Genomic DNA, 22330 nt, shown 5'->3' with positions numbered 1-22330 from the left:
GAGCACACAATCGACGCCAGATGGCTGCCGATAGAGTTCACCGGGGACTGCAAAATGCATCAAGTGCGCTGCTTTCGCCCTCCATCAGACATGAACCTCGCCGTGCTCTTTCTTGTCAGCGTCGCCAGCAAGCACGGCGGCGTACGCGAGCCAGCAGTAGAAGGCAATTACCCCGAGCAATACGGCCCAGCCCGGTAATGGCCCGAATGCGGCGTTCGCCACAATCTCATGGAGTGATCGCGCAACATCGAGTGCCACCCCGTCATCCTGCAATTTAGGCGTCGAGATTTTCAGTATCCAAGCCAGAAGGAGAACGACGAACATCCACAAATAATTACGGCGCAATCGCCGCGACATCGCCGCCCGGATGGAGATTAGGAATTGCGGTTTGCGTAAATCTTGCCCGAGTAGGCGCGCCCAGTCGCTGTCCAACTCTGGCAGGGGTGCAAAGACCTGAGCAAAATAGTGTTTCTCCAGTCGGCGCACTCGTCCGCGGTAGACATCGAAGAACCGATAGCGTCGCGCCTCGATGATCAGCAGAAGTTGCACCAGCACCATTGCGAACAGAAGGACGCCGTGATGCGACGTCGGCGAGGACAACGACAGCGATAGCATGGCTGCAACGCCGGTAATGGCCCAGTTGGTTGTGCGGTCGATCCGGTCTCGCCATCCTGCCATGCGGCCCATCTCGGCGCGGTGATAATGCGCCAATACCGTGATGTACTCGGCTGATGTGGCTGGAAACGGCGGGACTGACCATCTAGTCGCCGTGTCGCTGACCGGTAGTTGTTCCAGAGGTTCGTTCATATCCACCTCCCAGCAAAATCCTCCCCGTATTTATTTAATTGAAGCCTCAATAATGGCTTCGCGTTCTAGTTTCGTTCTGGAGGTTGAAGAGAGTCAAGAGAACTTAGAGTAAAAAAATGCTCGTTCGATATTTTGAAGGCGTCACTATTGAGGCGGTTATGTCGGGCAAACACCGGGTAATCAAACTCGGGTCACGGTACCGGCTGCGATTCCCTAACACCCATCGGCCACCGGTGCAGTACGCTGGCTATGGAGCCGGGCTACAGATTCGGCGACTATTCTCGGTCAGGCTTGCCACTTTCGCTGATTATCGAGGTGACTGCAGTACCGGCATTGCTAGTCTTTTGGCAGCTTCATTGAAAGACAGAATGAGGCGCTCTACCCCGTCCCAACATCATGTCTTTGCCCTGAGGAAGACCTTGATTAAATGCGTTGCAACAATTGTTGACGCCTCCGCTCCTGGTTGGCCGCGGACCGAGACACTTCAGTATGTAACCGTTACGTACTGTGCCATGTGCTCTCTTTGTGCTGACCTGATCCCATTGAACTAACTCCAAGGACGGCGCCCATCGTTGCTCTGACCACCAAACAATGGCCGCGTCGTCGATGTGCGCAGGATTGGAAGAGGGGGAGATAGTTCGGGGTCGTTCGGTCAAGCCAAGTGGCAAATCGCAGCACATGAAAGGAAAGACAATCTTGACATGGCGTTGGACAGGACCACTGGCCATTCTTGTTGTCCTGAGCCTTGGAGACGGTGCGCTGGCTCAGGATGCTCCCATTGTTGGCATTGAGCTTGTCCAAGTCAAAGACACCTCGCGCTCGACTGAATTCATTGGTCGCGTCGAAGCCGTCAACGCCGTTGATATTTTGACGCGTATCGACGGCTTCCTCGAAAACAGGTTCTTCAACGAAGGCTCAGCTGTCCAGAAGGACCAGGACCTCTTCCTTATCGAAAGAAGCAGCTATGAGATTACTCTAGCGGAGGCGCAGGCTGCCCTTGTCAGTGCCAAGGCCACTTTCGTCGACGCGGACCGGCAGCTGCAGCGCAACCGCTCCCTTATAAACAGGCAGACCATCGCCCAATCAATTCTTGAGCAGAGCGAGACCGCGCTGGAAACGGCAAGGTCGACGGTCATGTCGGCCGAAGCAAGGGTGCGTCAGGCAGAGCTCAATCTGAGCTATACACGTATAAAATCCCCGATCGACGGCCGGATCGGCACGGCGGCTTTCTCGGTGGGAAGCTTCGTTGGAACTTCATCTGGTGCTTTGGCCCGCGTGGTCCAGATGGATCCGATTCGTGTGGTGTTTTCCGTCAGCGACCGGACGATACTCGACCTTCGCGCAGCGGCCGGGGGCTTAAGCAAAGATGCGCTAGCAAAGCAGTTCAGGACTGGTCTGCGGCTGTCGAACGGCAGTCAGTACGATGAGGCCGGCGAGATCGAATACTTCGAGAATCAAATCGATGCACAGACCGGCACGATCGCCGTCCGCGTTCTGTTTCACAATTCGCAGTCGCTTCTCGTGCCGGGGCAGTTCGTCACCGTGCTCGTGCAGGAACTCAAGCAAAATTTGCGGCCCGTGGTGCCGGTCGGTGCGGTTCAGCAAGACCGTGAAGGCAAATTTGTGTTTGTCGTCGACGCCGAGAGCAAGGTAGAAACGCGCAGGATAACCGTCTCAACCCAAAAGGGGAGAAACTGGATCGTCGACGACGGACTCAAAGGCGGCGAAAAGCTCGTTGTGGAGGGTATACAGAATGCTTCTCCCGGCACCGTCGTCAGAGTCACTGAGGTCAGCGACCCGCTTGAGGATCCTTCGAGCAGCGGCTTCACCCCATCATTACCAGGGGCGAAGCAATGAAAGACATCTCGGCACCGTTCATCGGGCGGCCGAGATTGGCGATAGTGATCGCGGTCGTTATGACCATTGCCGGGGCGCTGGCCCTCACGCAAATTGCCGTCGCACAGTTCCCGCAGATAACGCCCCCTGAGGTGCAAGTCACGGCAAGTTATCCCGGCGCGAGCGCGAGCGTGCTCACCGACAGCGTTGGCGCGCCGATCGAGGACCAAGTCAACGGCGTGGAGGACATGCTTTACATGTCCTCGTCAAGCAGCAATAATGGGACCTATTCGCTGACCGTCACGTTCGCAGTAGGCACCGATCCGGCGATAGCCCAGGTGAACGTGCAGAACCGCGTCGCCATGGCGACTTCGCGCCTTCCCGCTGCTGTCACGCAGACGGGCGTGTCGGTGAGAAGCCGCTCCTCAAGCATGCTGATGGGGATCGCTCTCTATTCACCAAAGGGCACCAGAGACGAGATCTTCATCAGCAACTACGCGACGATCAATGTCAGAGACGCCATTGCCCGCGTGGCCGGTGTCGGCGAGGCCAGTGTTTTCGGGCCGCTCTATAGTATGCGGATCTGGATGAACCCCGACCGCATGCAGGCCCTCGGTGTTACAGCCGCCGACCTGACGTCCATGATTCAATCACAGAACGTTCAGGCGGCAGCAGGCCAACTCGGATCTGCCCCCTCTGTCCACGGTCAACAGCTTGAGCTTACAGTAACGGCGCGGGGCCGTCTTACAAACGAGACAGAGTTCGGAAACATTGTCATTCGCACGAACAAGGACGGAGCCATCGTCCGTCTCCGCGATGTCGCCCGCGTGGAACTCGGCGCGCAATCCTATGACACCGCCTCCACATTCAATGGACAGACCAGCGCCACTGTCGTCGTCTATCAATCCTCCGATGCCAACGCGCTTGCCGTCGCCAACGCGGTTCGTTCCCAACTGCAAACGCTGTCGGCACAGTTTCCTGACGATATGGCCTATACGGTCGTTTTCGACACGACAACGTTTTTGACGGAGACGATCAAGGAGATCGGGCTCACGCTGGCGATCACTTTCGCGCTTGTGGTCGCTGTCACCTATGTCTTCCTGCAGGACTGGCGCGCGACAATTATTCCAACTCTGACGATTCCTGTGTCGCTGATAGGAGCGTTCGCCGTTCTCTACCTGCTTGGCTACTCTGCCAATACAATTACGCTTTTTGCCATGGTGCTCGCGATCAGCCTCGTCGTGGACGATGCCATTATCGTCGCCGAAAATGTGCAGCGCATTATGAAAGAGGGACAGCTCGGGGTACGCGACGCCACGGTACGCACCATGAGGCAGGTCACGGGTCCTATCGTAGCGACCACACTCGTGCTCGCGGCGCTTTTCGTCCCGATTGTCTTCCTGCCTGGCATTACCGGGCAGCTCTACCAGCAGTTTGCGGTCACGATCCTCATCACCATCACTTTCTCGACCATTAATGCCTTGACCCTGAGCCCGGCCCTCTGCGTGCTCACGCTCCGGCCCCAGGAGCTCATACGCGCCGGACCGTTCGGATATTTCAATCGGGGGCTTACCGCCACCCGCGATTTCTACCTCCAACTGCTTTCCGCCATTGGCAGAAGGCTGCCGGTCGCGGCGGCTATCTTCCTGATCGTCTTCGGCGGGATTTACGGGCTCTATCGCCTCCTTCCAACGGGCTTCGTGCCCAGCGAGGACCAGGGATACCTGTTCGTCAACGTCCAGCTACCGAACGCCGCGTCACTCGAAAGGACGCAGCAGACTATGGCGAGCGTCGTTTCGGTGTTGCAGCGGACACCCGGCGTCGCCAACTCCATCGGAATTTCCGGAATGAGCATGATTGGCGGCAGCGGATCAAACGCTGGCATGGTCATCGCTGCGCTGAAGCCATGGAGCGAACGCGGTTCCGGCGAGGACGTCGAAGCCATTATGAGCCGACTGCGCTTAGAGTTTGCCAGGATTTCGACCGCGTCCATCGTGCCCTTCAATCCACCCGCCATCCCCGGCCTCGGAACAACGGGTGGTTTCGACATGCGGCTACAGGCACGCGGCGGCCAAAGCCCGGAAGAGCTGGCTGAAGCGATGCGGGGCCTTATAGTCAAGGCAAACCAGACACCTGGGCTGGCGGGTGTCTTCAGTACGTTCTCTGCGGATGTTCCCCAGATATTTCTGGATGTCGACCGCAAGCGCGCGGAGCTCTACGGGGTTTCCCCGGCGACGATCTTCACCGCACTGCAGGCGCATCTCGGGTCTTCTTACGTTGATGACTTCAACATATTCTCGCGCGTCTACCAGGTACGCCTCCAGGACGAACCCGAGTTCCGAACCCGGATAGAGGATATTCAAAGGCTGCGAGTCCGTAGCCAAAGCGGGGCACTCCTACCCTTGCAAGCGCTCTTGACCGCAGCGACTGCCTATGGCCCCAATGCCATCAGCCGCTACAACCTGTTTCCCGCGGCGGCCGTCAACGGGCAGGCCGCCCCCGGGGCGAGCACGGGGCAGGCCCTGACAGCCATGGCAACATTGGCGGATCAGGTTTTGCCGTCCGGCTTCGGCTTCGAGTGGACCGGACTTGCGCTTCAGGAGAAACAGGCAGGAGGCCAGATCACGGTTATTGTGCTCATGGGAATCCTTTTCACCTATTTGTTCCTCGTTGCCCAATATGAAAGCTGGAGCATCCCGCTTGCCGTCATGCTCTCGGTGACGGTTGCTGTGCTTGGTGCGCTTTTTGCGCTTCTGGTAGCTGAAATTGACCTCAATATCTATGCTCAGATCGGCCTGCTGCTGCTGATCGGCCTCGCCGCCAAAAACGCCATTCTCATTGTCGAGTTCGCGAAGGAACGGCGCGAAGAGGGGATGGGAACGATGGAAGCGGCAGTGGCTGGAACCTCCGAACGGTTTCGACCGGTGCTGATGACGGCTGCGGCATCAATATTGGGCGTAATACCGCTGGTAATCGCAACGGGCGCGGGAGCCGGCAGCCGACGCTCGATTGGAGCGACAGTATTCGGCGGGCTGATTTTGGGCACGATCGTCGGCCTTCTGCTGATTCCGGTTCTTTACGTTCTTGTCCAGACGGTAAGGGAAACTGTGAAGCGGCGGCTTTTCGGAATTGGGGATAACCCCGCGCGAAGCTAGGGGACGAGGCGCCAAATGCCCTTGAACATTCAGGATGCAGATTGAAGCTGTGCGCGGGTGGCCGATCGATTCATACAATGCTAAGCGGATAGCGCTAAATATTGGCAACCAAACGCAGAGGTACGAATGGATCTGGGCAACTTGTCCACTGGCATCGTTGGCATGTTCGGGATCACGGCGCTTGTCGTCCTCGGTTATTCCTTCGTCATCCGGACCTTTTCAAGGCGCATCGCATTGGGAGCTGCCGTTGGCTGCCTTTTCGGTCTTGGTGGCCTTGCTTCGATGAGTGATCCGATCTCATTTGCCCCCGGAGTATTTTATGATGCCCGTACGGCGCTCCTCGTGCTCTCCTATACCTATGGCGGACCGATCGGGACTATCATTGCTACCGCAATCGTCGTTGCTTATCGGCTTTGGATTGGCGGCACGGGAGCCATGGCTGGGACGGCATCAATCGTGCTGAGCAGTCTCATTGGGGTGGCCTGTGCCATGATTCCGCTGCGACGCCTCAAAATCGGACCGCTGCGATCGGCGTTTATTGGGATTGCGGCGTCCGGTTCCTTTGTAACAATTATCATGTTGCCCTCTGAAATTGTCTCTGGGATCGTTGGTATTCCGCTTCTGGCATTGATGGCTGCCAATATGGTGAGCATCATAATCACCAGCAGTTTTCTGGAGAGGGAGAAAACGCGACAGAGTTTGATGCGGGCGCTAGAGCACGAGGCCAGCATCGATCCCCTGACAAAGCTGCAGAATCGCAGGGCATTTGAACAGGCCTCATTGCGGGCAATGAATGACAATAAGCTGAAAGCACGCAAATGTGGGTTGATCCTGATCGATATTGATCACTTCAAGATGATCAATGATCGCTGGGGCCATGATATGGGCGATTTGGTTCTTGCGGACGTGGCGGCCTTGATCCGGAGCAATGTGCGCAAATCCGATCTCGTCGTCCGCTATGGCGGCGAAGAAATCGCGTTGCTGATGCCAAACACGCCGCTCTCGATCGCTACTGATTTTGCCGAACGGATCCGTAATCTAATTGCCGAGGCGGAGCATGATTTGGGCGGCCAAAGCGTAAGGGTCACGGTCAGTGCGGGTGTTGCGGTTTTAGGCGTCAAGATGAGTGATATGAACGACGTGGTGAAGGCGGCAGACAAAGCGTTATATCGCGCAAAAAGCGGCGGCAGGAACAGAGTTGAAGTTGCCTGATATCGGGCTGGAACGCCTGTTACAGCCCTTCTTCCACGGGAGGTTCACGCCAGTCAACAGGGGCTTTGGCTCTTGATTCGTCTGACATCGCCAAGATTCATGGAGCATCGACCGTTCACGTCTTACGTTTCGCATGCGGACCAGGGTCTGTAGATGATAATGGCTTCAGGCGAGAGCACACTCCCGCCTTTGCCATATCCGTATCTCATCCAACGTCACGAGGCATTTCGTGGGTGAAAGCAGCTCGCGTGTAGTTTGGCGACGCCGGCCTATCTGACGCCAACAGATAATAATGTTTCGTCATCATCGCGCTGTTTACCACCAAGAGCAGCTGCCACGCTTGCGATAAACGCTCCGAGCAGCAATGAGAAGGCTGCCATAAACGCCGCGGCGGCTGCGGCCTTTCTTGCACCGTCTACTGCCTCCGCTGCCGATTTTTTGGCGGCATCTGCCCGTGCGAGAACGGCATCTACACGTGCCTTCGCATCTGCCTCGCTCAGACCGCTGCGCGCCGCGACCAACTGGTCAAGGTACGTCCGATCTTCGGGAGGAAGCGTTCCAGTAGCTGCCGCGTTCAACAAAATGCGTGATACCTCTGCATTTGCATCCCCTGCACGTTCCGGCGTTGCCGATGCAGGCGAGGATGGCCGTAGCAAACTATCAACGAAGTAGGAGACGGATGTATCGTTTGAGGCAGCGCTGGCCGCCGCGGTGGCAGCATTTGTGGCTCCGGCAGCAACATTGGATGCCGCCTGCACACCGGCGTGGATTGTTGACGAAACAGCAGACCCGAGCACAGCGGCAACCAACAAAGTTGCGAGCGCCCATGCGATGAAGCCATGAGCGGTGTCGCGAAAGTAGATTTCGTTGGTATGGATTCCCGCCCATTTTGTTCTGAGGCGACCCGTTAAATAACCGCCGACACCGGCCGATATCCATTGAACGAGGATCAGCCAGATCGCGGTGGAAACGGCAAAGGACGTAGCCGAAGGGTTTTCAGATGACCACGGCGTGATCATCGTCAATCCAAAACCTGAGCCCAACAGGGTCAAAAGCAATGTTACGGCTGCAGCAGTCACAGCTCCTGCAAAAATCGGACCCCAGCTGACGGCACTCGCATTCGCTTCGACGGACGCATCAACATCCGCCTGCAGATCGGTGAGGGACATTTTGCTCTCCTATCGCATGAACAGAAAGAGGAGCAGGATGATTGGAATCGGAACTCCGAGTAACCAAAGAAGAATGCCGCGACCCATAAAAACCTCCTATAGTTTGCTTTCGTCGGAACAATATTGCGGAAGGACGCTTGGATAGTGTCCCGCCGCAATTAATAAAGGCTACGCGAGACAGATTGGTTCCCTCCAAAAACGAAAACAGAGAGATGGAATGATTGATTCAGGGTTTTTCCGCCGAGATGCGGAAGCGGTCGGACGGGATTTGATTGGCATGTCGATGTTTGTCGAGAACATTGGGGGACGCATTGCGGAGACTGAAGCCTATTCCCAAGATGATCCAGCATCGCATAGCTTCAGGGGTCCGACGCCCGGAAACAAGACCATGTTTGGACCGGCTGGTCACGCGTATGTCTACCGTTCTTACGGTATTCATTGGTGTCTGAACCTGGTTTGCATTCCCGGATCCGCCGTTCTGATCAGGGCGATCGAACCAACTCACGGTATCGAAACGATGCGGTCCCGGCGAGCCACGGACGATATCGGCCAACTGTGTTCAGGGCCCGGTAAAGTCGCACAAGCACTAGGCATCCAAAAATCGCACGACGGAATATCGCTGCTAGAGGCGCCATTTTCGTTCACCCGGAGGCATGAACATGTCCAGGTTTGCAGTGGAATACGCATCGGCATCAGCCGGGCCGCCGAAACACCCTGGCGTTTTGGGCTCCACGGTTCTCGCTTTGTAAGTAAAAAGTTTGAGCTGTGAGGATATAGGGGTTTTCGTCCCAGGAGCGCAACGTCCAGCCTGTGAGAGGCCAGCGCGGAACATTCCCGACACCATGGCGTTTGAGGTTGCAGGTAAACGCAGCAAGAGGCATTTGATGTCGAAGGACAAGATAGCGGATGGTGACGAGGCGTTCGCCAGAAGCAGTGCCACAACCTTTGGCCGTTCCGTGGAAAGCCATGCGCAAATTGCGGACGCTGAGAGCCGTGCATCGCCCCTGCCGGGAAGGGGTGAGACGCTCCACCTTTACCGGCTAGTACCGACGGCGTCCGCTGATGATCCGCGTTGGCAAAACTCGCCTAATCAAGGGGAGGTGCTTGTGGTTGCCCGCACCTCGGGCGACGCCAGAGTTGTTGCCGCAGGGCGCGAACTCGACTTTATGGAAATCGATTCAGCGCCAGCTGACGATGTGACGACGTTCAACGCCAGTGCGTTCAGAGATGACAAACTCTATACTGTAGTTGAAGTTGAAACGGATCGAACCGATCTGGTACGAGGCGTTTTACGCGGGTCAATCAGCGTGGACAATATTAAACCAGTCGAGATTTAAAGGCATCGTTATTCGGCGCCGTATGAGACGTTCACGTGCGAGAGCGAGCAACCTCAGGAAGACTGCAAATGCCAATGGGAATTCGCTATGCCAATAATGCCACCCCAGGACGACCGTGATGATCTGGATTGCCAGGAGAGCTTGGAAGTTGAATTCTTAACTCATGCCGGACCAGCATTGAAGCGGCTACTGGACGATGCTGTTTCGATCGGTTGGCCTGCTCATGAGGCGCGTAGAGCGATCCTGCAACTAATCGATGTTCATTTGTCTACGGAACGGAAAGTTTAATTGCGGCCGGGAGCCGCTGTAATCACAAGAGGCCTGCGTAGCTGATTCCACTCTGCGCGGCCGGGATGTCCCGGCCGCTATCACAGAGTTAAGCGTTCAGCTTTGTCCACCCTTGCGGCCCGCTTCGCGAGCACGTTCGGGATCGTCCGCGAAGTTTCCACCCTGATGTCGGTCGCCCCGACCTTCTTCAGCGGTTCGTTGCTCACTTTCGCGGTTGCCACCGGACTGTTGACTGGATTCCCGATCACCGCCAGTTTGCTGGCCTCCTTCTCGACCAGCTTCCGCTGCGCGTTGCGGATCATTCTTGAAGTTGCCACCGGATTGCTTTCCGCCTTGGCTTGCGATCTCGCGCTGCTTGTCGTCATCCATAGATGCAAAGCCGCGGCTTGAGGTATCACCCTGTTGGTTACGTTCATTGTTATTCGGCATACTTTCCTCCTGTTGCCTCTCGATTCCCCCGCTATTCCCCAACCAAAAGCCAAAGCAAAATGTTCCTGATTTGTGTCGGACTGTGCGTTATCGGACATGGGTTTGGTCCAGCGTTGGCAAAGGCGTTGGCTAAAATCGCTTCCAATGTGGCGAAATGCGGAACGTTTTTCACGATCCATGGTTCGAAGGTTGTAAAAGAGGCACGGAACGTTCTCGACAGTGACTCGGCACAGGGAAGCAACAATCATGAATATGAAAAGTCTCAGCGATGAGCGGACAGAAACGATCACCCTTATTGAACAGAGCCCCGGAAATTCGAAGTGTAGGATCGGAAAAGAGGACCTGTTGGCTTGGCTCGACAGCGAGCTTATCAATGCCAAAGACACGATAGGCAGCATTGAGCGAGGCGAACGGTACCAGTTGATTCGTTTAAAGGCAGACGGCATGGTCGACGAAACCCAATCGACCTACATCAAAGCCATGCGCGACACGATGTTTTTGGAATTACTGTTGAAGTTTTTGAACACCGGGCAGCAGCCTGAAAACTAGGATCAAGAAAGCTTCGTCCGAGATCAGGCCTAGCATTCGGCCGATCGGATCGTCGGTTTGTTTGCACGGTGGCAGCCCGATAATGGTTGGGTTTGAACGGTAAAGCGCCGGGGTTCAGCCTAGCCCCCATGATTCTTTCAAGCCAACCTTCGCAGCCATGCTATCGCTTTGAAAACGAAGCAGTTGAGTTGGTTCCGCCGCAAGCTTGGGAGCAAGCAACTCATCAAAATTAAGCGTCGCGGAACCTAGCAGATGAACTGTCGTTGTCCGTGAGATCAAGGGTTTACGGATGGAACGAGAGGGAAAGCAATGCAAATGAGCGATCCGGATGCATGACCAACGACGCTCTCCATATACGGGATGCCAGGTACGGGTGGCCGCATATGCCAGTTATCCTGGCGACCGGATGCCCAGAATTTCCTGACGGCGCGCTCGTAAGGATTTATCCTTACTATCGAAGCCGTTTATGCAGAGCGAGCTCTCGCAAAAAATCCGACGTGATGCTTCAAGGTTCATCACTTACAGGCACGACCTGTAAGTCTTTTCTTGGGAGGGAAGACTATGGCAAGCGATCAACTACCTCCGACACGCAATCATTTGTTATCGAGGTTGTCCGAGGAGGACAAAGCTTTACTGTTGCCTAAAATGCGGATGGTTCCGTTGAAGCTGGGGCAGGAGATCGAGACCCCCGCACAAAAGCTTGAACGCGTCTATTTTCTTGAAAGCGGGATTGCTTCGATGATGGCGAGCTTGCCACGTGGTCGCGATCTGGAAGTCGGGCTATTCGGTAGAGATGGGATGTCCGGCTCTGCGCTGCTCCAATATGACGACCGCAGCGCATACCGCACTGTCGTTCAAATGAATGGAAGCGCCTTTCAAATCGGCGCATCCGATTTATTGGATGCAGTTCGCGCCAGAGAATCCATAAGAATATTGCTTACACGATTTGCGCGTGCACTTTCGATTCAGGTGGGGTCCACGGCGATTGCCAACGGACACTCAAAACTGGAGGATCGACTGGCCAGATGGGTATTGCTCGCACATGACAGGGTGGACGGCGATAGCATGAGCTTTACACATGAACACCTTGCACGAATGTTAGGCGTGAGGAGATCGGGCGTTACGGTCGCTCTGCACATACTGGAGGGAAAGGGGCTCATCCGTTCCAGGAGATCCGAGCTCATCGTTTTGGACCGCGACGGCTTAATGGTACTTGCGGACGGGGCATATGGTCTGGCCGAGGAAGAATCCGTTCGTCTGACTGGCTGGTCATTGCGGCAGAGTTAAGCGTTGCAAGGGCGAGCGGCGCACTGAGTCAAAGCAGGGCGTCACGCAACCGATGAAGTTGGAGCGCTGACCGTTGGCAGTTGTCGGACGGAAAGGGCCTGATTTCAAAATGTCGCTTGTTCTAGAAATTCGCACGGTCGGTAATTGCCGCCTTCATCCTGTGCAATTTCTCCGCCGTTACAAAAGTCCCCACTGATTTGTTATCGCCAAGCGGAACAATCGTCGTCTGACGTGGTTCCTTGCTCACCCGCCCATATTGGGCGGCCGATAACAACTGGAGGACAAAAGCATGGTAACAAAAACATTGGAAAATCTGTTTCATGAGACCCTGAAGGATGTCTACTACGCCGAACGGAAAATACTGAAAGCGCTACCAAAGATGGCCAGGGGTGCAGAGTCACCGGAGTTGAAAGCGGCTTTCGAGAAGCACCGTGATGAAACGGAAGTCCACGTTGAGCGCCTGCAGCAGGTCTTCGAGATATTCGGAAAGCGTGCGCAAGGCAAAACCTGTGACGCTATTGAAGGCATCATAGCTGAAGGTGAAGAAGTTATGGAAGATTTTAAGGGCCAGCCAGCTCTTGACGCAGGATTGGTTTCTTCAGCTCAGGCAGTCGAGCACTACGAAATGGCCCGGTACGGTACATTGGCTCGTTGGGCGGACGAACTGGGTATGAAGGACGCGACGGCACTCCTGGTGCAAACCCTTGAGGAAGAAATCGCCACCGATGCCGCGCTGACCAAGCTTGCCGAAAGCGGCGTTAACAGCAAAGCCCAAAAAGCAGCTTGACGTTCAGAAGTGCTCACTCTGCGGAATGAGCACATTCCTCATCAGAGCGGGGGACACCGATGCCATTGTTTCGTTTTGTTTTTCATGAGGACGTCGTTCTTGAGGACGTGAAAGGGATCGAGCTTCCGGATTATGAGCACGCACTGGCGGAGGCAAAACAAGCAGCACAGGAAACTATTGTTGATGGCGTTCTTGACGGACTGGATCCAACCAGCTGGGTCGTTCGCGTCTACAATGAGCCAGGTGAACTTATCGGAACGATTTTTTTTGCGGATCTACTAAAGGCGGATCCACAGGCGCGAGGTGAGAACTGATGGAGAAGCAGACGATTGCGCGTCCTAAACGAGACTTGGTGCGGTATCGCACCAACGGTCAGCTGGCGGGAACAGTTTTCCTCAGGGCGGGTTGATTGGTACTGGAACTTTTCCAGTCAACATGGAGGAAAGAAAATGCCAAATAGTCAGGACCACAAATCAAGCAGCACGAAGGGTGGATCCAAAAGCTCGAGCGACAAGCGGGATAAGAGCGGGTCATCGAGTAACTCATCCGACAAGCAGTCGAAAGGCAGCGAGGGCAGCAAGAGCCGCTGACCTCGTCCTTCAAGCAAAGTGGCCCTAGTTCGGCCACTTTGCGGAAGGCGGAGCCGTCACAAGTGATAAACTATGCCGCTTCGAGCACTCGCTCTCATTGCACCATGCGAGCCGACACAACTCTTCTCTGACCAGAGACGTTTCTTTGGTCTAAATGTCAAAAAAATCTGAAATGTTCGATAGCGTACAGATCACGCGGCGGAGGAACGAGTTACGGCTTCGACGCATTGTCCTCTCATCCAGAAAGGGCAAAATATGGTTGCAATCGATCCCGTTTACCAAGATTTACAGTTGGAGATCACCTGCAGAGCGGAACTCGTTGCTCTTGTCCCAGCGTTACGGGCATTCGCGAGGTCATTCTATCGGAAACCTGATGACGCAGATGATCTGGTCCAAGAAACACTCAAACGAGCACTTGGGTCTTTGCACCAGTTTACTCCGGGGACGAGCATGAAGTCATGGTTGTTCACGATCATGAGAAATACGTTCAATACAGCTGTAAAACACCGACGGAGGGAGGTCACGGGCGGGGAAAAAGATATTGCTGAAAACGGACCCTCCCGGCCGGCATCCCAAGAATGGACTATTCGGGGTCACGAACTTGAAATAGCTTTGCATCAACTCGATCCGGATTTCCGGCAAGCAATCATGCTGGTTTGTGTCATGGGCGCTAGTTACGACGAAGCTGCGGAAATTTGTGATTGCCCTATTGGAACCATCAAAAGCAGAATAAACCGGGCGAAGACCCATCTCTTGGAAATGTTGGGCGAGAAGTCCCGTGAGGCAATTCTAGAAGCGCCCCACCACTCGGGGTGGCAATACGCCTCACGTCAACGGCATTAGCGGCCAGCGGTTCGAGGACGTGTCAGCCGCAACAAATGAGTTCAAGGTCCAGTACGATGGTATCAAACTCGAGGGCCAAAAAGGCGACGCGCAACCCGGCAATGACCGAGATGGAAGCTGGGCGAGGCCGCACCGCGGAGGGTCCCTCCGAAATTCCGCCACTAGGATGGAAGGATGTTCTATTTAGAGTCTACCGTTCGTTGGAGCAAGATCGGGTCATGCTAATCGCGGCAGGCTCGGCATTTTATTTGCTTCTTGCCTTGTTTCCTGCACTCACGGCTTTCGCATCATTGTACGGCTTTTTGGCAGACCGCAGTACGATTGCAGGCAACATATCCGTTCTCACTGGTATTCTACCCACAGACGCAATTGATTTGATCCGAGGGCAGCTCGAAGCTCTTGCCGCACAGGATGTCAAATTGCTTAGTCTCGGGTTCTTCCTCGGGCTTTCGGTGGCCTTATGGAGCGCGAACAATGGCGTCAAGGCCATATTCGAAGCTTTGAACGTCGCGTATGGACAGAAAGAAACCCGCAGCTTCTTGCGATTGAATCTGATTGCGTTCGTATTTACCTTCGGCAGCTTATTGTGTGGAATTATCTTAAGTATCGCCTTTAGCGCAATTTCGCGGATGTCGGCAGGGATCGTGCAGGATGGCTGGAGTGAAGTTTTATTCAGTATCATACGGTGGCCTTTGATCGCCGTCATTGTCGTCATCGCGATTTCCGTCATTTATCGGTTTGGTCCGGACCGGGAGCATGCAAAATGGCGCTGGCTTTCGTGGGGAGCCGTTCTTTCTGCGTTGATCTGGATTGTTGCCTCGGCGGCTTTCACTTTTTATCTTGCCAACTTCGCCGACTACAACGCTACCTACGGCGCGTTGGGCGCAGTAGCTGGTCTGATGATGTGGACGTGGATTTCGCTGATCATCCTCATACTCGGCGCAGAACTGAACGCCGAGTTGGAACATCAAACTTCAATCGACAGCACCACGGGAAAGCCGCTTCCCATGGGTCAGCGAGGAGCTGTGGTTGCTGATACACTCGGTGAATCTTCACCTGACTAATGAGCACTCCATTCACGGTGGCATCAACATGTTTGATGTGGAGACGAGGATTCGAAAAAAGCCCCTGCGAGATTTGCGATACCTGCCTTTGTCAGGCTGAGGCGAGCGCACTTTGCGATCCAGCTCGGTTTCCCTGGATTTTAGTCACTGATATCGTTGATGGAACGCAGCCAATTCGCTTGCCAGCAGTTGGGGAATTTCTTCCGCCATGTGATGCCCGCACGGAAGGCCATGCCCGCATAAGTCGGTCGTCCATCGACGCCATACAGCCAGGACGTCGCCGTAGAGATATTCCAAATCGTCATGCTGCGACCATAGAACCTGCGTCGGGCATGTGATCTTGCGCCCAGCATCGCGATCCTCTTCGTCGTGCATACGGTCGATCTTCATGCCGGCCCGATAGTCCTCGACCATGCCATGCACGGTTTGCGGATCCTGAATTGCTGCACAAAAATCTTGGAAGTTGCCATTACCCATCTTTTCCGGGGAGCCACCATACCAAGCAAGCGGATCGGCCAGGATCGCGCGCTCCGGTTTGTCTTGCTGGACAAAGAAAAACCAGTGCCACCACGCCGTGGCAAATTTCTCGTCACATCGCTCCAGAGCCTCCAAGATAGGAACGCCATCAAGGATGCTGAGGGACTTGACTATTTCAGGATAGTCCATGGCAGCCCGAAAAGCCGTGTAGCTGCCTCGATCATGTCCCACTATGGAGAACCGTTCATGTCCAAGCGTAAGCATTAATTCAACGCAATCTTTGGCCTTTGCCCGCTTGGAGGACCCGGCGTGATCGAGTGTGTCCACGGGCTTTGAGGATTGACCAAAACCGCGCAGATCAGGACAAACCACAAAGAAAGACTGTGCTAGGCGCGGCGCAACTTCGTGCCAAGTTGTATGTGTACGAGGATGACCATGCAAAAGCATTAGGGGAGGTCCGGTTCCGCCATGTCGGACACGCAGCGTCGCGTCTCGCAGCGAGATTAGTTCGAGATCGAAGCCTTCGAACATCGGTTGACTCCACAGTGTCTCAGGTCAATGCCCAAGCTTCAGTTGACGTTATGAGCTTTCCGCCAAATATTCCCTTGGTGTTGGGAGTGTCCCGGCCGAAGCTTTCAGTTGCCTTTTCGCTATTAGTCGCATAGCCGGAAAACAATGACACCGCCGATTTATGCGCTGTGAGTTGACCGCTCATATACGTTGGCAGGAGATGATTCCGATATGCGGGTATTGCGGCGGCAACAGCATCGGTGCGTTTCGTGGAAATTATGCTCCGGTGTCGTCATGGCTCGCGCTCAGCGGCTTTGATTCAGGTGATCCCTTATAGCGAAGGAAGATTGACAAAACGACGAGCATTGCCGTGGAGAAGAATTCGGATTGCCAGTTTTGAAAGGACTCAAACCAGAAGCCCGCGTCGCTAATATAAGCAAGCAGTGACTGAGTGCTTTTGCCATGGGCGGCGGCTTCGGCATTCGATGCTAAATGGCTGGCAACCATATGTCCGAGGAAGGAAAGGACGAACAAGAGCAACAAGACTAGCCCAAGCGCGTAGTGGTAGAGCCAACGTAACAGGGGAACATGAGGCGCCCTAGCCGGGTAGCGGGGCGCGTTTTTCTCGTGTTTGTCTGCTGGCGGTCCCTCTGGGTCGCGGGATTCTGCGGATCCTTTCTGGAAGAGATATGCGGTGAGAACGACGTAAGTCGCCATTTGTAACCACTCGCTCTCCCAATTTTCAAACAGCGCCGACAAGAAGCTTTCGTTAGTCAAGTATTGGACGATTGATATCGCAGGGAGGCCATGTTGCGCCAGCTGTTCGTTTTCGTGGTAGTGGCCAGCCACGGTCATTCCGATCATGCTAATCAAAAACGCGATCAAAAGGGCGATGGTAAGGCCATTATTCCGCAGTATACGCATATCGCTTCTCCGGTCAGCAATCCTTCGATTTCAGGAAAGACGCCAATGCCTCTTCATATTTGGCCAGTTTCACCCGTGCCTTGAGATCCTCCAGGTGCAACCTAACCTTTTCGATATTGTCTTTCAGATCAGCAATTTTAACGCGTCGTCCGAGGCTGTTTTCTCGCGTGCGCCGGACAAAGTCGGAGTACTCTTCGCCTTTGCGACGGCTGACTGAATCGATTGCTTCCAGGATATGGCCGGGAAGTCCTTCCGAACGCAAGTTATCGAGCGTCAACGTAGTTTTCTCGACCACATCATGAAGGACGCCCACGATCCTCTCATCCTCCGTATCCAAGGCGAGCATTACCCTCAAAGGATGGAAGATATACGGTTCTTTATCGTCAGCGAGGGAACCAGCATGGGCGCTGGCGGCAATTGAGATAGCACGCTCCAAAGAGATCATGTGGGTTTCTCCCAGCGTTTGGTGATAACGCTCTCTAATCCTCCAGACAACAAGGCGTTCCACCTCAAATGTGGTTTCTTTCGCTGCGTCTAAATGGCGTAGCTGACCAGGACAAGACTGCCGCCGGCTTGTTCTCTGGACTGAGGCGCTTACTTCATTTTAACATTTGGTTCGCGCGACCACAGGCGTAGTTTTCCGAGGTTTTTGATGAACGCTGGAATGTCATTTGGACCGGAGAGAAGGATTACGCCTTCGTCAAACTCACCCACGATGCCGGCTTTTTCGAACAGGGGTAAAGCAGCGTTGTTGTATCCGATAAACTTGCAATGGGCGAAAGCATCGGCCACGAAGTCGCGGGCCGTGGAGTCTTTTGCAAGATCAACACCGCCAGTGTCTGAGGGCAGAATCACGACCGCGTCATAGAGCACCGATGGTCCGCCGCCGATCATCTGATTGCCTAAAACAATGCTGCCGTCAGCAGCTTCCGCGCCACCAACAGCCGGAGTGATAACTTCAAACGTGGCTTTCTCAAAAGCCAGCGCCTTCTGCAGAGCTTTCACAAGCGCGGGCTCGAAGCCGTCTGTCAGCAAAATGCCAAGTTTCCGCCCTTCAAATCGACCGGGCCCCTTATTCAGGATGCTGAGAGCGGGAGATGCGGCGAGATCCTGACGTGTCGGCATGGCCGCATCTGCCGGAGAGGGCATATCTTTCAGTCCAAGTCCGCTTGCTACATTCGCCGCCAATCCTTCATCGATATTGAGAAGATGCGAGACAACGCGCGCACGAATGACGGGCGTCTGTACCTTGCTTAGTTCGAAGGTGAGCGCCGCGGCGATATGGTTTTGCTCGGGCTTTGTCTGGCTGATGAAGAACTGCCGGGCCTGACTATAGTGATCGGCGAACGATTCTGCGCGGATCCGCATCTTTTGTCCCGATTCCATATCGGCGAAGGAGCGGAATCCGCGCTCGGGGGATTCTCTTGGCCCGTCTCCCCACGAGTTGGGCTGATAATTTGCTCGCCCGACTGGATTGCGCATGGCCATATGACCGTCTTGCTGGAAGTGCGCAAACGGACATTTCGGGGCATTAATGGGAAGGTGGGTAAAGTTGGGTCCGCCCAGCCGTTTCAGCTGTGTGTCGAGATAAGAAAAATTGCGACCCTGAAGCAGGGGATCATTGGAAAAGTCGATGCCTGGCGGGACGTTTTGCGTCATGAAGGCGACTTGTTCCGTCTCTGCAAAGAAGTTGTCGGGCATACGGTTCAGAACCAGGCGGCCTACCGAAATTGGAGGCAGGACTTCTTCCGGAATAATTTTCGTCGGGTCGAGAATATCGAAATCGAAACTGTCTGCAAAAGCCTGATCGAAGAGCTGAACCTGCAGTTCCCATTCAGGAAACGCGCCCGACTTGATCGAATCCCAAAGATCGCGGCGATGGAAATCTGGATCAGCTCCGTTTATTTTTACGGCCTCGTTCCATGCCACCGATTGCAGTCCGAGCTTCGGCTTCCAGTGAAATTTGACGAAGGTGGATTCATCCTTTGCATTAACAAAGCGAAATGTATGGACGCCGAAACCTTCCATGAAACGAAAGGAACGTGGAATAGCGCGATCAGACATGACCCACATGATCATGTGCATGCTTTCAGGCGTTAGACTGATGAAATCCCAGAAATTGTCATGGGCAGACTGAGCTTGAGGAAAGCCGCGATCAGGTTCCTGTTTGACTGCATGAACCATATCCGGAAAGCGAATTGCATCCTGAATGAAGAAGACAGGGATGTTGTTGCCCACCAAGTCCCAATTGCCTTCCTGTGTATAGATCTTGACCGCAAATCCTCTGACATCGCGCGCCAGGTCAAACGAACCTTTGTTGCCCGCCACGGTCGAAAACCTGACGAAGGCAGGCGTTTTTTCTCCCGCCCGTTGGAACACGTCCGCGCGGGTGTATTTTGCAAGCGACTTGTATGTTTCGAAATAGCCATGTGCGCCGTAGCCCCGTGCATGAACGACACGTTCAGGGATGCGCTCGTGGTCGAAATGAAAAATCTTTTCCCGAAAATGAAAGTCCTCGAGGATGGTTGGACCTCGTGCTCCGATTTTCAAGGAATTCTGGTCATCACCCACGGGCCCGCCCTGTGCCGTCGTCATGACAGGCACAGCCCCACTCGCCATCTGATGCAATTCCCCACCTGCACCACGGTTCAATGTCTGATCGTTGATCGTCGCCGTTTGAGTTGGTAATTTGGCTTTCTTGGGCATCGGTTTTCCTTTTCATACAATCGAAATGTGGGCCGGGACGGTTGAGGTGTCAGACGCCGGCCTTTGAAATTCCCATGACTTGGTCTTTAACCAACGTCAGTCGTGGTGGTTCCATCCGACGGGGAATGATTAGGAAAACGACTGTTGCGCAGAATTCACATGGAATGCGAACTTCGCGCCGTCTCGGGCATTGAATCACCGAAAAGAACGGCATGGCGCTGATTTCGTGTGGACTAGGATCGCTATCGTGACATGAGGCGGCTAAAAACCGTACCGCACTATCTTTGAGCGCGGAGCCAGATTGGGATCGTCGAGGTACCTTGCTCCGCCCCAGCCCTGCCGTTGACGCACATTGGTCCTTGTTACTGTTACGTACTTATCGGCGCATGTTCTCCAAGCATAATGGGTGATTTTTTCGATATCTAATTTCCACCAGCGTTGCTGACACAGAAGTCATCGGATTTTCGAGGGGGAACGAACGATGCGCAGGTCAAACACAACAGCCATTGTTTAGGTTCACCGATTGTGGCCCTTGTCGCGTCGGCCGCCGCGGCGCAGGATCGGCATGCCTATTCGGCGAAACCCACGTTCATACGGGCTGGTCATTCGATGCCTACATTTTCGGAAAACACCAGACCACTCCAGCCGATGCTTACAGATATGCCAAGCGCGACGATCAAGCATCCTCTCGGCTACGACATCAAGATAGATACCCCTCTGGATTGGATGGGTGTTACCGACCATTCCGAATATGTCGGGACAGTCGCCCTTGCCAACACGCCGGGGTCTGAGATCAGCAAGCTTCCGATCGGGTGCGTCCGCAGGTTCCGGGTAGCTACGTCCGTCAGGCCCTTAAAGACGGCATTTCGATGCAGGACACCCGCGGCTACAACCCCTATAAGATGGGATTTGTTGGCGGATCGGATTCCCACAACACTGGCGTGCCTTGCGGTCAGGACAGGGGTCGTCGATACGACGGCGGATCCGGAGCTCCTGCTCGTCCTCGCCGACGGTCAGGAAATACTTCAGCAATATAGCCCCGCTTTCAACGATCGCTGCCTCAAAGAGCGGGTTAAGCTCAAGAAAGCCTCGCGCTTTCTTTACGGAGCAAAATCCCATGACCGCTCAACGCCTGCCCTGTTGTACCAACTTCTGTCGAAGATGACGATTTCGCCCGCCGCCGGAAAATGTTGAATGTAGCGCTGCCGGCTCGCTCAGACACGTCAAAATCCATGCTCGATCTGATACGACCAAGTTGTTGTGGAATATTGGCATAGTTGGGTACCGATGCCTTGTCTTGAACAACGTCAACCACGTCGTTCTTTCCCCGAATACGACAACCTTTGCATATTCACTGGTGACGTATCCTACAGTATGAAAGTAGTAAAGTGACGAGGCGGATTTATTATCTCATTAATATTCGGTGCGAGCGTTGCCGAACAATTTGTGCAAGTGTTGCGTGAAATGAATGTTCTCGAAGGGACCACCTTAACTTGAAAGTTCCACTACGGCTGGGAAACTCGGGTGCGTATGCGGTTCTTTTCACTGCCCAGACGGTCGCGGCCGCGTTCTTGTTTTGGGTGGTGTATCCGATTTTCATCAGCGTGTTGACGCACGTCGGCGAATATCAGGAGTTACGCATTTCGACTCAGATCGCAATTCTGGGCGGCATCACACTTCTTCATTTCTGCTACTGGACACGGTTGAAGTGGATAGCGGTCACCCCGCCCTTCCATAGTATCTTGGCCGCGCATATCTGCTCTTTCGTGGGCCGCCTAAGCTTCCTTTTCAGCGGAGCGCTGTTTTCGTCTATATTCTTTAGACACGTTCCCCAGCTCGACATGTTCCCGCCATTTGGTCAGGCGCTTTTTAAGACTCTGTACGTCGCTGGTATACTGTTTAGTTTTTTCTGCTACTCCCTAGAGCTTGAACGGCTCGGCAAAGCCGTTGGAGATTTGCCTCAAAAGGCGCGGCAACCAAGGCTGCCCACTCAACCCGTCGATAGACAGCGAAGGAGCAATTGAGCGAACCGCCAAAAGAGGGGCGTTCGTGGTGATCGGCTCGGCCGCTACGGGCCCAACCAGAGTCTAGTCGAGGCGATGGCCGTCGATGACATCATGGTGGTTCTAGAGGGGCGACTGGCTGTCACGACTGACGACAGCACAGTTACCGACGGTCCGGGCAAAATCTACTCGCTCAAGGGGACTCCGTTACCATTCACTCCCACGAGCAGGGCTGCGCCCGAGCGGCTTGAATACCGCAAAGACAAAAAAGTACGGGCTTCTGGCGGATGTTTCATCGATGTGCCTGGTGGCATTGTGGCCGCAATACGGCAATAACCTGGGACTATCGGCATACAA

20 protein-coding genes and 2 pseudogenes are annotated in these 22330 nt (G+C 54.5%); 14 read left to right on the top strand and 8 right to left on the bottom strand.

The features are described from left to right. Nucleotides 1-84: 84 nt before the first annotated feature. The gene (locus J2X72_RS22870; protein ID WP_310075706.1) at nt 85-807 is read right to left on the bottom strand and encodes a DUF2270 domain-containing protein; all 723 of its coding nucleotides are present in this window, start codon (nt 805-807) and stop codon (nt 85-87) included. A 696-nt stretch (nt 808-1503) separates the two neighbouring features. Between J2X72_RS22870 and J2X72_RS22860 the strand changes: the two genes are divergently transcribed. The 3 genes from J2X72_RS22860 (at nt 1504) to J2X72_RS22850 (ending at nt 7010) form a co-directional block, all read left to right on the top strand. Continuing rightward, complete coding sequence (locus tag J2X72_RS22860; protein WP_310075704.1) at nt 1504-2664, top strand: efflux RND transporter periplasmic adaptor subunit; 1161 nt, start codon at nt 1504-1506, stop codon at nt 2662-2664. Continuing rightward, a complete protein-coding gene (locus J2X72_RS22855) occupies nt 2661-5798 on the top strand; it encodes an efflux RND transporter permease subunit (protein ID WP_210004796.1) in 3138 nt (1045 codons plus the stop codon). The genes J2X72_RS22860 and J2X72_RS22855 overlap by 4 nt, the downstream gene beginning before the upstream one ends. Before the next feature lie 126 nt (nt 5799-5924). Beyond that, nucleotides 5925-7010, top strand: a complete 1086-nt coding sequence (locus tag J2X72_RS22850) for a diguanylate cyclase (protein WP_310075700.1) — start codon at nt 5925-5927, stop codon at nt 7008-7010. 269 nt (nt 7011-7279) lie between these two features. Here J2X72_RS22850 and J2X72_RS22845 read toward each other — a convergent pair whose 3' ends face one another. Continuing rightward, complete coding sequence (locus tag J2X72_RS22845) at nt 7280-8179, bottom strand: hypothetical protein (protein WP_210004798.1); 900 nt, start codon at nt 8177-8179, stop codon at nt 7280-7282. Nucleotides 8180-8396: 217 nt separating this feature from the next. On the opposite strand from J2X72_RS22845, the gene J2X72_RS22840 reads away from it, so the two are divergent. Beyond that, nucleotides 8397-8948, top strand: coding sequence for a DNA-3-methyladenine glycosylase (locus tag J2X72_RS22840; protein ID WP_210004799.1), 552 nt, complete (start codon nt 8397-8399; stop codon nt 8946-8948). 115 nt (nt 8949-9063) lie between these two features. Beyond that, entirely contained in the window at nt 9064-9516 is a 453-nt protein-coding gene (locus J2X72_RS22835) for a hypothetical protein (RefSeq protein WP_310075697.1), read from the top strand. 384 nt (nt 9517-9900) lie between these two features. Here J2X72_RS22835 and J2X72_RS25135 read toward each other — a convergent pair whose 3' ends face one another. After that, complete coding sequence (locus tag J2X72_RS25135; protein WP_405044767.1) at nt 9901-10173, bottom strand: general stress protein; 273 nt, start codon at nt 10171-10173, stop codon at nt 9901-9903. A 306-nt stretch (nt 10174-10479) separates the two neighbouring features. Here J2X72_RS25135 and J2X72_RS22825 point away from each other — a divergent pair, with 306 nt between their 5' ends. From J2X72_RS22825 to J2X72_RS22800, 6 genes are all read left to right on the top strand, one after another. Next, entirely contained in the window at nt 10480-10782 is a 303-nt protein-coding gene (locus J2X72_RS22825) for a hypothetical protein (protein WP_310075696.1), read from the top strand. Between the two features lie 561 nt (nt 10783-11343). Next, entirely contained in the window at nt 11344-12069 is a 726-nt protein-coding gene (locus J2X72_RS22820; protein ID WP_210004804.1) for a Crp/Fnr family transcriptional regulator, read from the top strand. Between the two features lie 289 nt (nt 12070-12358). Continuing rightward, on the top strand, nt 12359-12856 hold the full coding sequence (locus J2X72_RS22815; protein WP_210004805.1) for a ferritin-like domain-containing protein: 498 nt from the start codon (nt 12359-12361) through the stop codon (nt 12854-12856). A 59-nt stretch (nt 12857-12915) separates the two neighbouring features. Further along, nucleotides 12916-13170, top strand: coding sequence for a DUF6894 family protein (locus J2X72_RS22810; RefSeq protein WP_210004807.1), 255 nt, complete (start codon nt 12916-12918; stop codon nt 13168-13170). 531 nt (nt 13171-13701) lie between these two features. Further along, nucleotides 13702-14289, top strand: a complete 588-nt coding sequence (locus J2X72_RS22805) for a sigma-70 family RNA polymerase sigma factor (protein ID WP_210004808.1) — start codon at nt 13702-13704, stop codon at nt 14287-14289. A gap of 101 nt (nt 14290-14390) precedes the next feature. After that, a complete protein-coding gene (locus tag J2X72_RS22800) occupies nt 14391-15353 on the top strand; it encodes a YihY/virulence factor BrkB family protein (protein WP_210004809.1) in 963 nt (320 codons plus the stop codon). A gap of 144 nt (nt 15354-15497) precedes the next feature. On the opposite strand, the gene J2X72_RS22795 is transcribed toward J2X72_RS22800, so the two are convergent. The 4 genes from J2X72_RS22795 to J2X72_RS22780 all read right to left on the bottom strand — a co-directional run bounded on the left by J2X72_RS22795 (nt 15498) and on the right by J2X72_RS22780 (nt 19970). Beyond that, nucleotides 15498-16361, bottom strand: a complete 864-nt coding sequence (locus tag J2X72_RS22795; RefSeq protein WP_310075690.1) for an alpha/beta hydrolase — start codon at nt 16359-16361, stop codon at nt 15498-15500. Nucleotides 16362-16616: 255 nt separating this feature from the next. Next, nucleotides 16617-17264 (bottom strand): DUF6766 family protein, encoded by a 648-nt coding sequence (locus J2X72_RS22790; protein ID WP_210004813.1) that lies wholly within the window; start codon nt 17262-17264, stop codon nt 16617-16619. Nucleotides 17265-17277: 13 nt separating this feature from the next. Further along, on the bottom strand, nt 17278-17772 hold the full coding sequence (locus tag J2X72_RS22785; RefSeq protein WP_310075687.1) for a GTP pyrophosphokinase: 495 nt from the start codon (nt 17770-17772) through the stop codon (nt 17278-17280). 86 nt (nt 17773-17858) lie between these two features. Then, nucleotides 17859-19970, bottom strand: a complete 2112-nt coding sequence (locus tag J2X72_RS22780) for a catalase (RefSeq protein ID WP_210004816.1) — start codon at nt 19968-19970, stop codon at nt 17859-17861. A gap of 481 nt (nt 19971-20451) precedes the next feature. Here J2X72_RS22780 and J2X72_RS22775 point away from each other — a divergent pair. Both J2X72_RS22775 and J2X72_RS22770 read left to right on the top strand, forming a co-directional pair. Beyond that, nucleotides 20452-20780, top strand: a pseudogene (locus J2X72_RS22775) (DUF3604 domain-containing protein); the annotation flags it as partial. Between the two features lie 2 nt (nt 20781-20782). Further along, a complete protein-coding gene (locus J2X72_RS22770) occupies nt 20783-21007 on the top strand; it encodes a DUF3604 domain-containing protein (protein WP_310075721.1) in 225 nt (74 codons plus the stop codon). On the opposite strand, the pseudogene J2X72_RS22765 reads toward J2X72_RS22770, so the two are convergent. Further along, nucleotides 20931-21175, bottom strand: a pseudogene (locus J2X72_RS22765) (polyphosphate kinase 2); the annotation flags it as partial. The gene J2X72_RS22770 and the pseudogene J2X72_RS22765 overlap by 77 nt on opposite strands. A gap of 288 nt (nt 21176-21463) precedes the next feature. Between J2X72_RS22765 and J2X72_RS22760 the strand changes: the two are divergent. Continuing rightward, nucleotides 21464-21994 (top strand): hypothetical protein, encoded by a 531-nt coding sequence (locus J2X72_RS22760; RefSeq protein WP_310075685.1) that lies wholly within the window; start codon nt 21464-21466, stop codon nt 21992-21994. Nucleotides 21995-22330: the final 336 nt, after the last annotated feature.

Origin of the sequence: Phyllobacterium sp. 1468, assembly GCF_031455525.1 — a bacterium.
GTDB lineage: Bacteria > Pseudomonadota > Alphaproteobacteria > Rhizobiales > Rhizobiaceae > Phyllobacterium.
The sequence above is the reverse complement of the archived record's forward strand: the minus strand, read 5'-3'. Positions and strand labels throughout refer to the sequence as shown.

What these genes read in the sequence shown, in the direction of transcription:
- J2X72_RS22855 (WP_210004796.1), top strand. Translation starts at nt 2,661, where the DNA reads ATGAAAGACATCTCGGCACCGTTCATCGGGCGGCCGAGATTGGCGATA.
- J2X72_RS22810 (WP_210004807.1), top strand. Translation starts at nt 12,916, where the DNA reads ATGCCATTGTTTCGTTTTGTTTTTCATGAGGACGTCGTTCTTGAGGAC.
- J2X72_RS25135 (WP_405044767.1), bottom strand. Translation starts at nt 10,173, where the DNA reads ATGGATGACGACAAGCAGCGCGAGATCGCAAGCCAAGGCGGAAAGCAA.
- J2X72_RS22820 (WP_210004804.1), top strand. Translation starts at nt 11,344, where the DNA reads ATGGCAAGCGATCAACTACCTCCGACACGCAATCATTTGTTATCGAGG.
- J2X72_RS22815 (WP_210004805.1), top strand. Translation starts at nt 12,359, where the DNA reads ATGGTAACAAAAACATTGGAAAATCTGTTTCATGAGACCCTGAAGGAT.
- J2X72_RS22790 (WP_210004813.1), bottom strand. Translation starts at nt 17,264, where the DNA reads ATGCGTATACTGCGGAATAATGGCCTTACCATCGCCCTTTTGATCGCG.
- J2X72_RS22840 (WP_210004799.1), top strand. Translation starts at nt 8,397, where the DNA reads ATGATTGATTCAGGGTTTTTCCGCCGAGATGCGGAAGCGGTCGGACGG.
- J2X72_RS22800 (WP_210004809.1), top strand. Translation starts at nt 14,391, where the DNA reads ATGACCGAGATGGAAGCTGGGCGAGGCCGCACCGCGGAGGGTCCCTCC.
- J2X72_RS22825 (WP_310075696.1), top strand. Translation starts at nt 10,480, where the DNA reads ATGAATATGAAAAGTCTCAGCGATGAGCGGACAGAAACGATCACCCTT.
- J2X72_RS22805 (WP_210004808.1), top strand. Translation starts at nt 13,702, where the DNA reads ATGGTTGCAATCGATCCCGTTTACCAAGATTTACAGTTGGAGATCACC.
- J2X72_RS22795 (WP_310075690.1), bottom strand. Translation starts at nt 16,361, where the DNA reads ATGTTCGAAGGCTTCGATCTCGAACTAATCTCGCTGCGAGACGCGACG.
- J2X72_RS22835 (WP_310075697.1), top strand. Translation starts at nt 9,064, where the DNA reads ATGTCGAAGGACAAGATAGCGGATGGTGACGAGGCGTTCGCCAGAAGC.
- J2X72_RS22845 (WP_210004798.1), bottom strand. Translation starts at nt 8,179, where the DNA reads ATGTCCCTCACCGATCTGCAGGCGGATGTTGATGCGTCCGTCGAAGCG.
- J2X72_RS22850 (WP_310075700.1), top strand. Translation starts at nt 5,925, where the DNA reads ATGGATCTGGGCAACTTGTCCACTGGCATCGTTGGCATGTTCGGGATC.
- J2X72_RS22780 (WP_210004816.1), bottom strand. Translation starts at nt 19,970, where the DNA reads ATGCCCAAGAAAGCCAAATTACCAACTCAAACGGCGACGATCAACGAT.
- J2X72_RS22870 (WP_310075706.1), bottom strand. Translation starts at nt 807, where the DNA reads ATGAACGAACCTCTGGAACAACTACCGGTCAGCGACACGGCGACTAGA.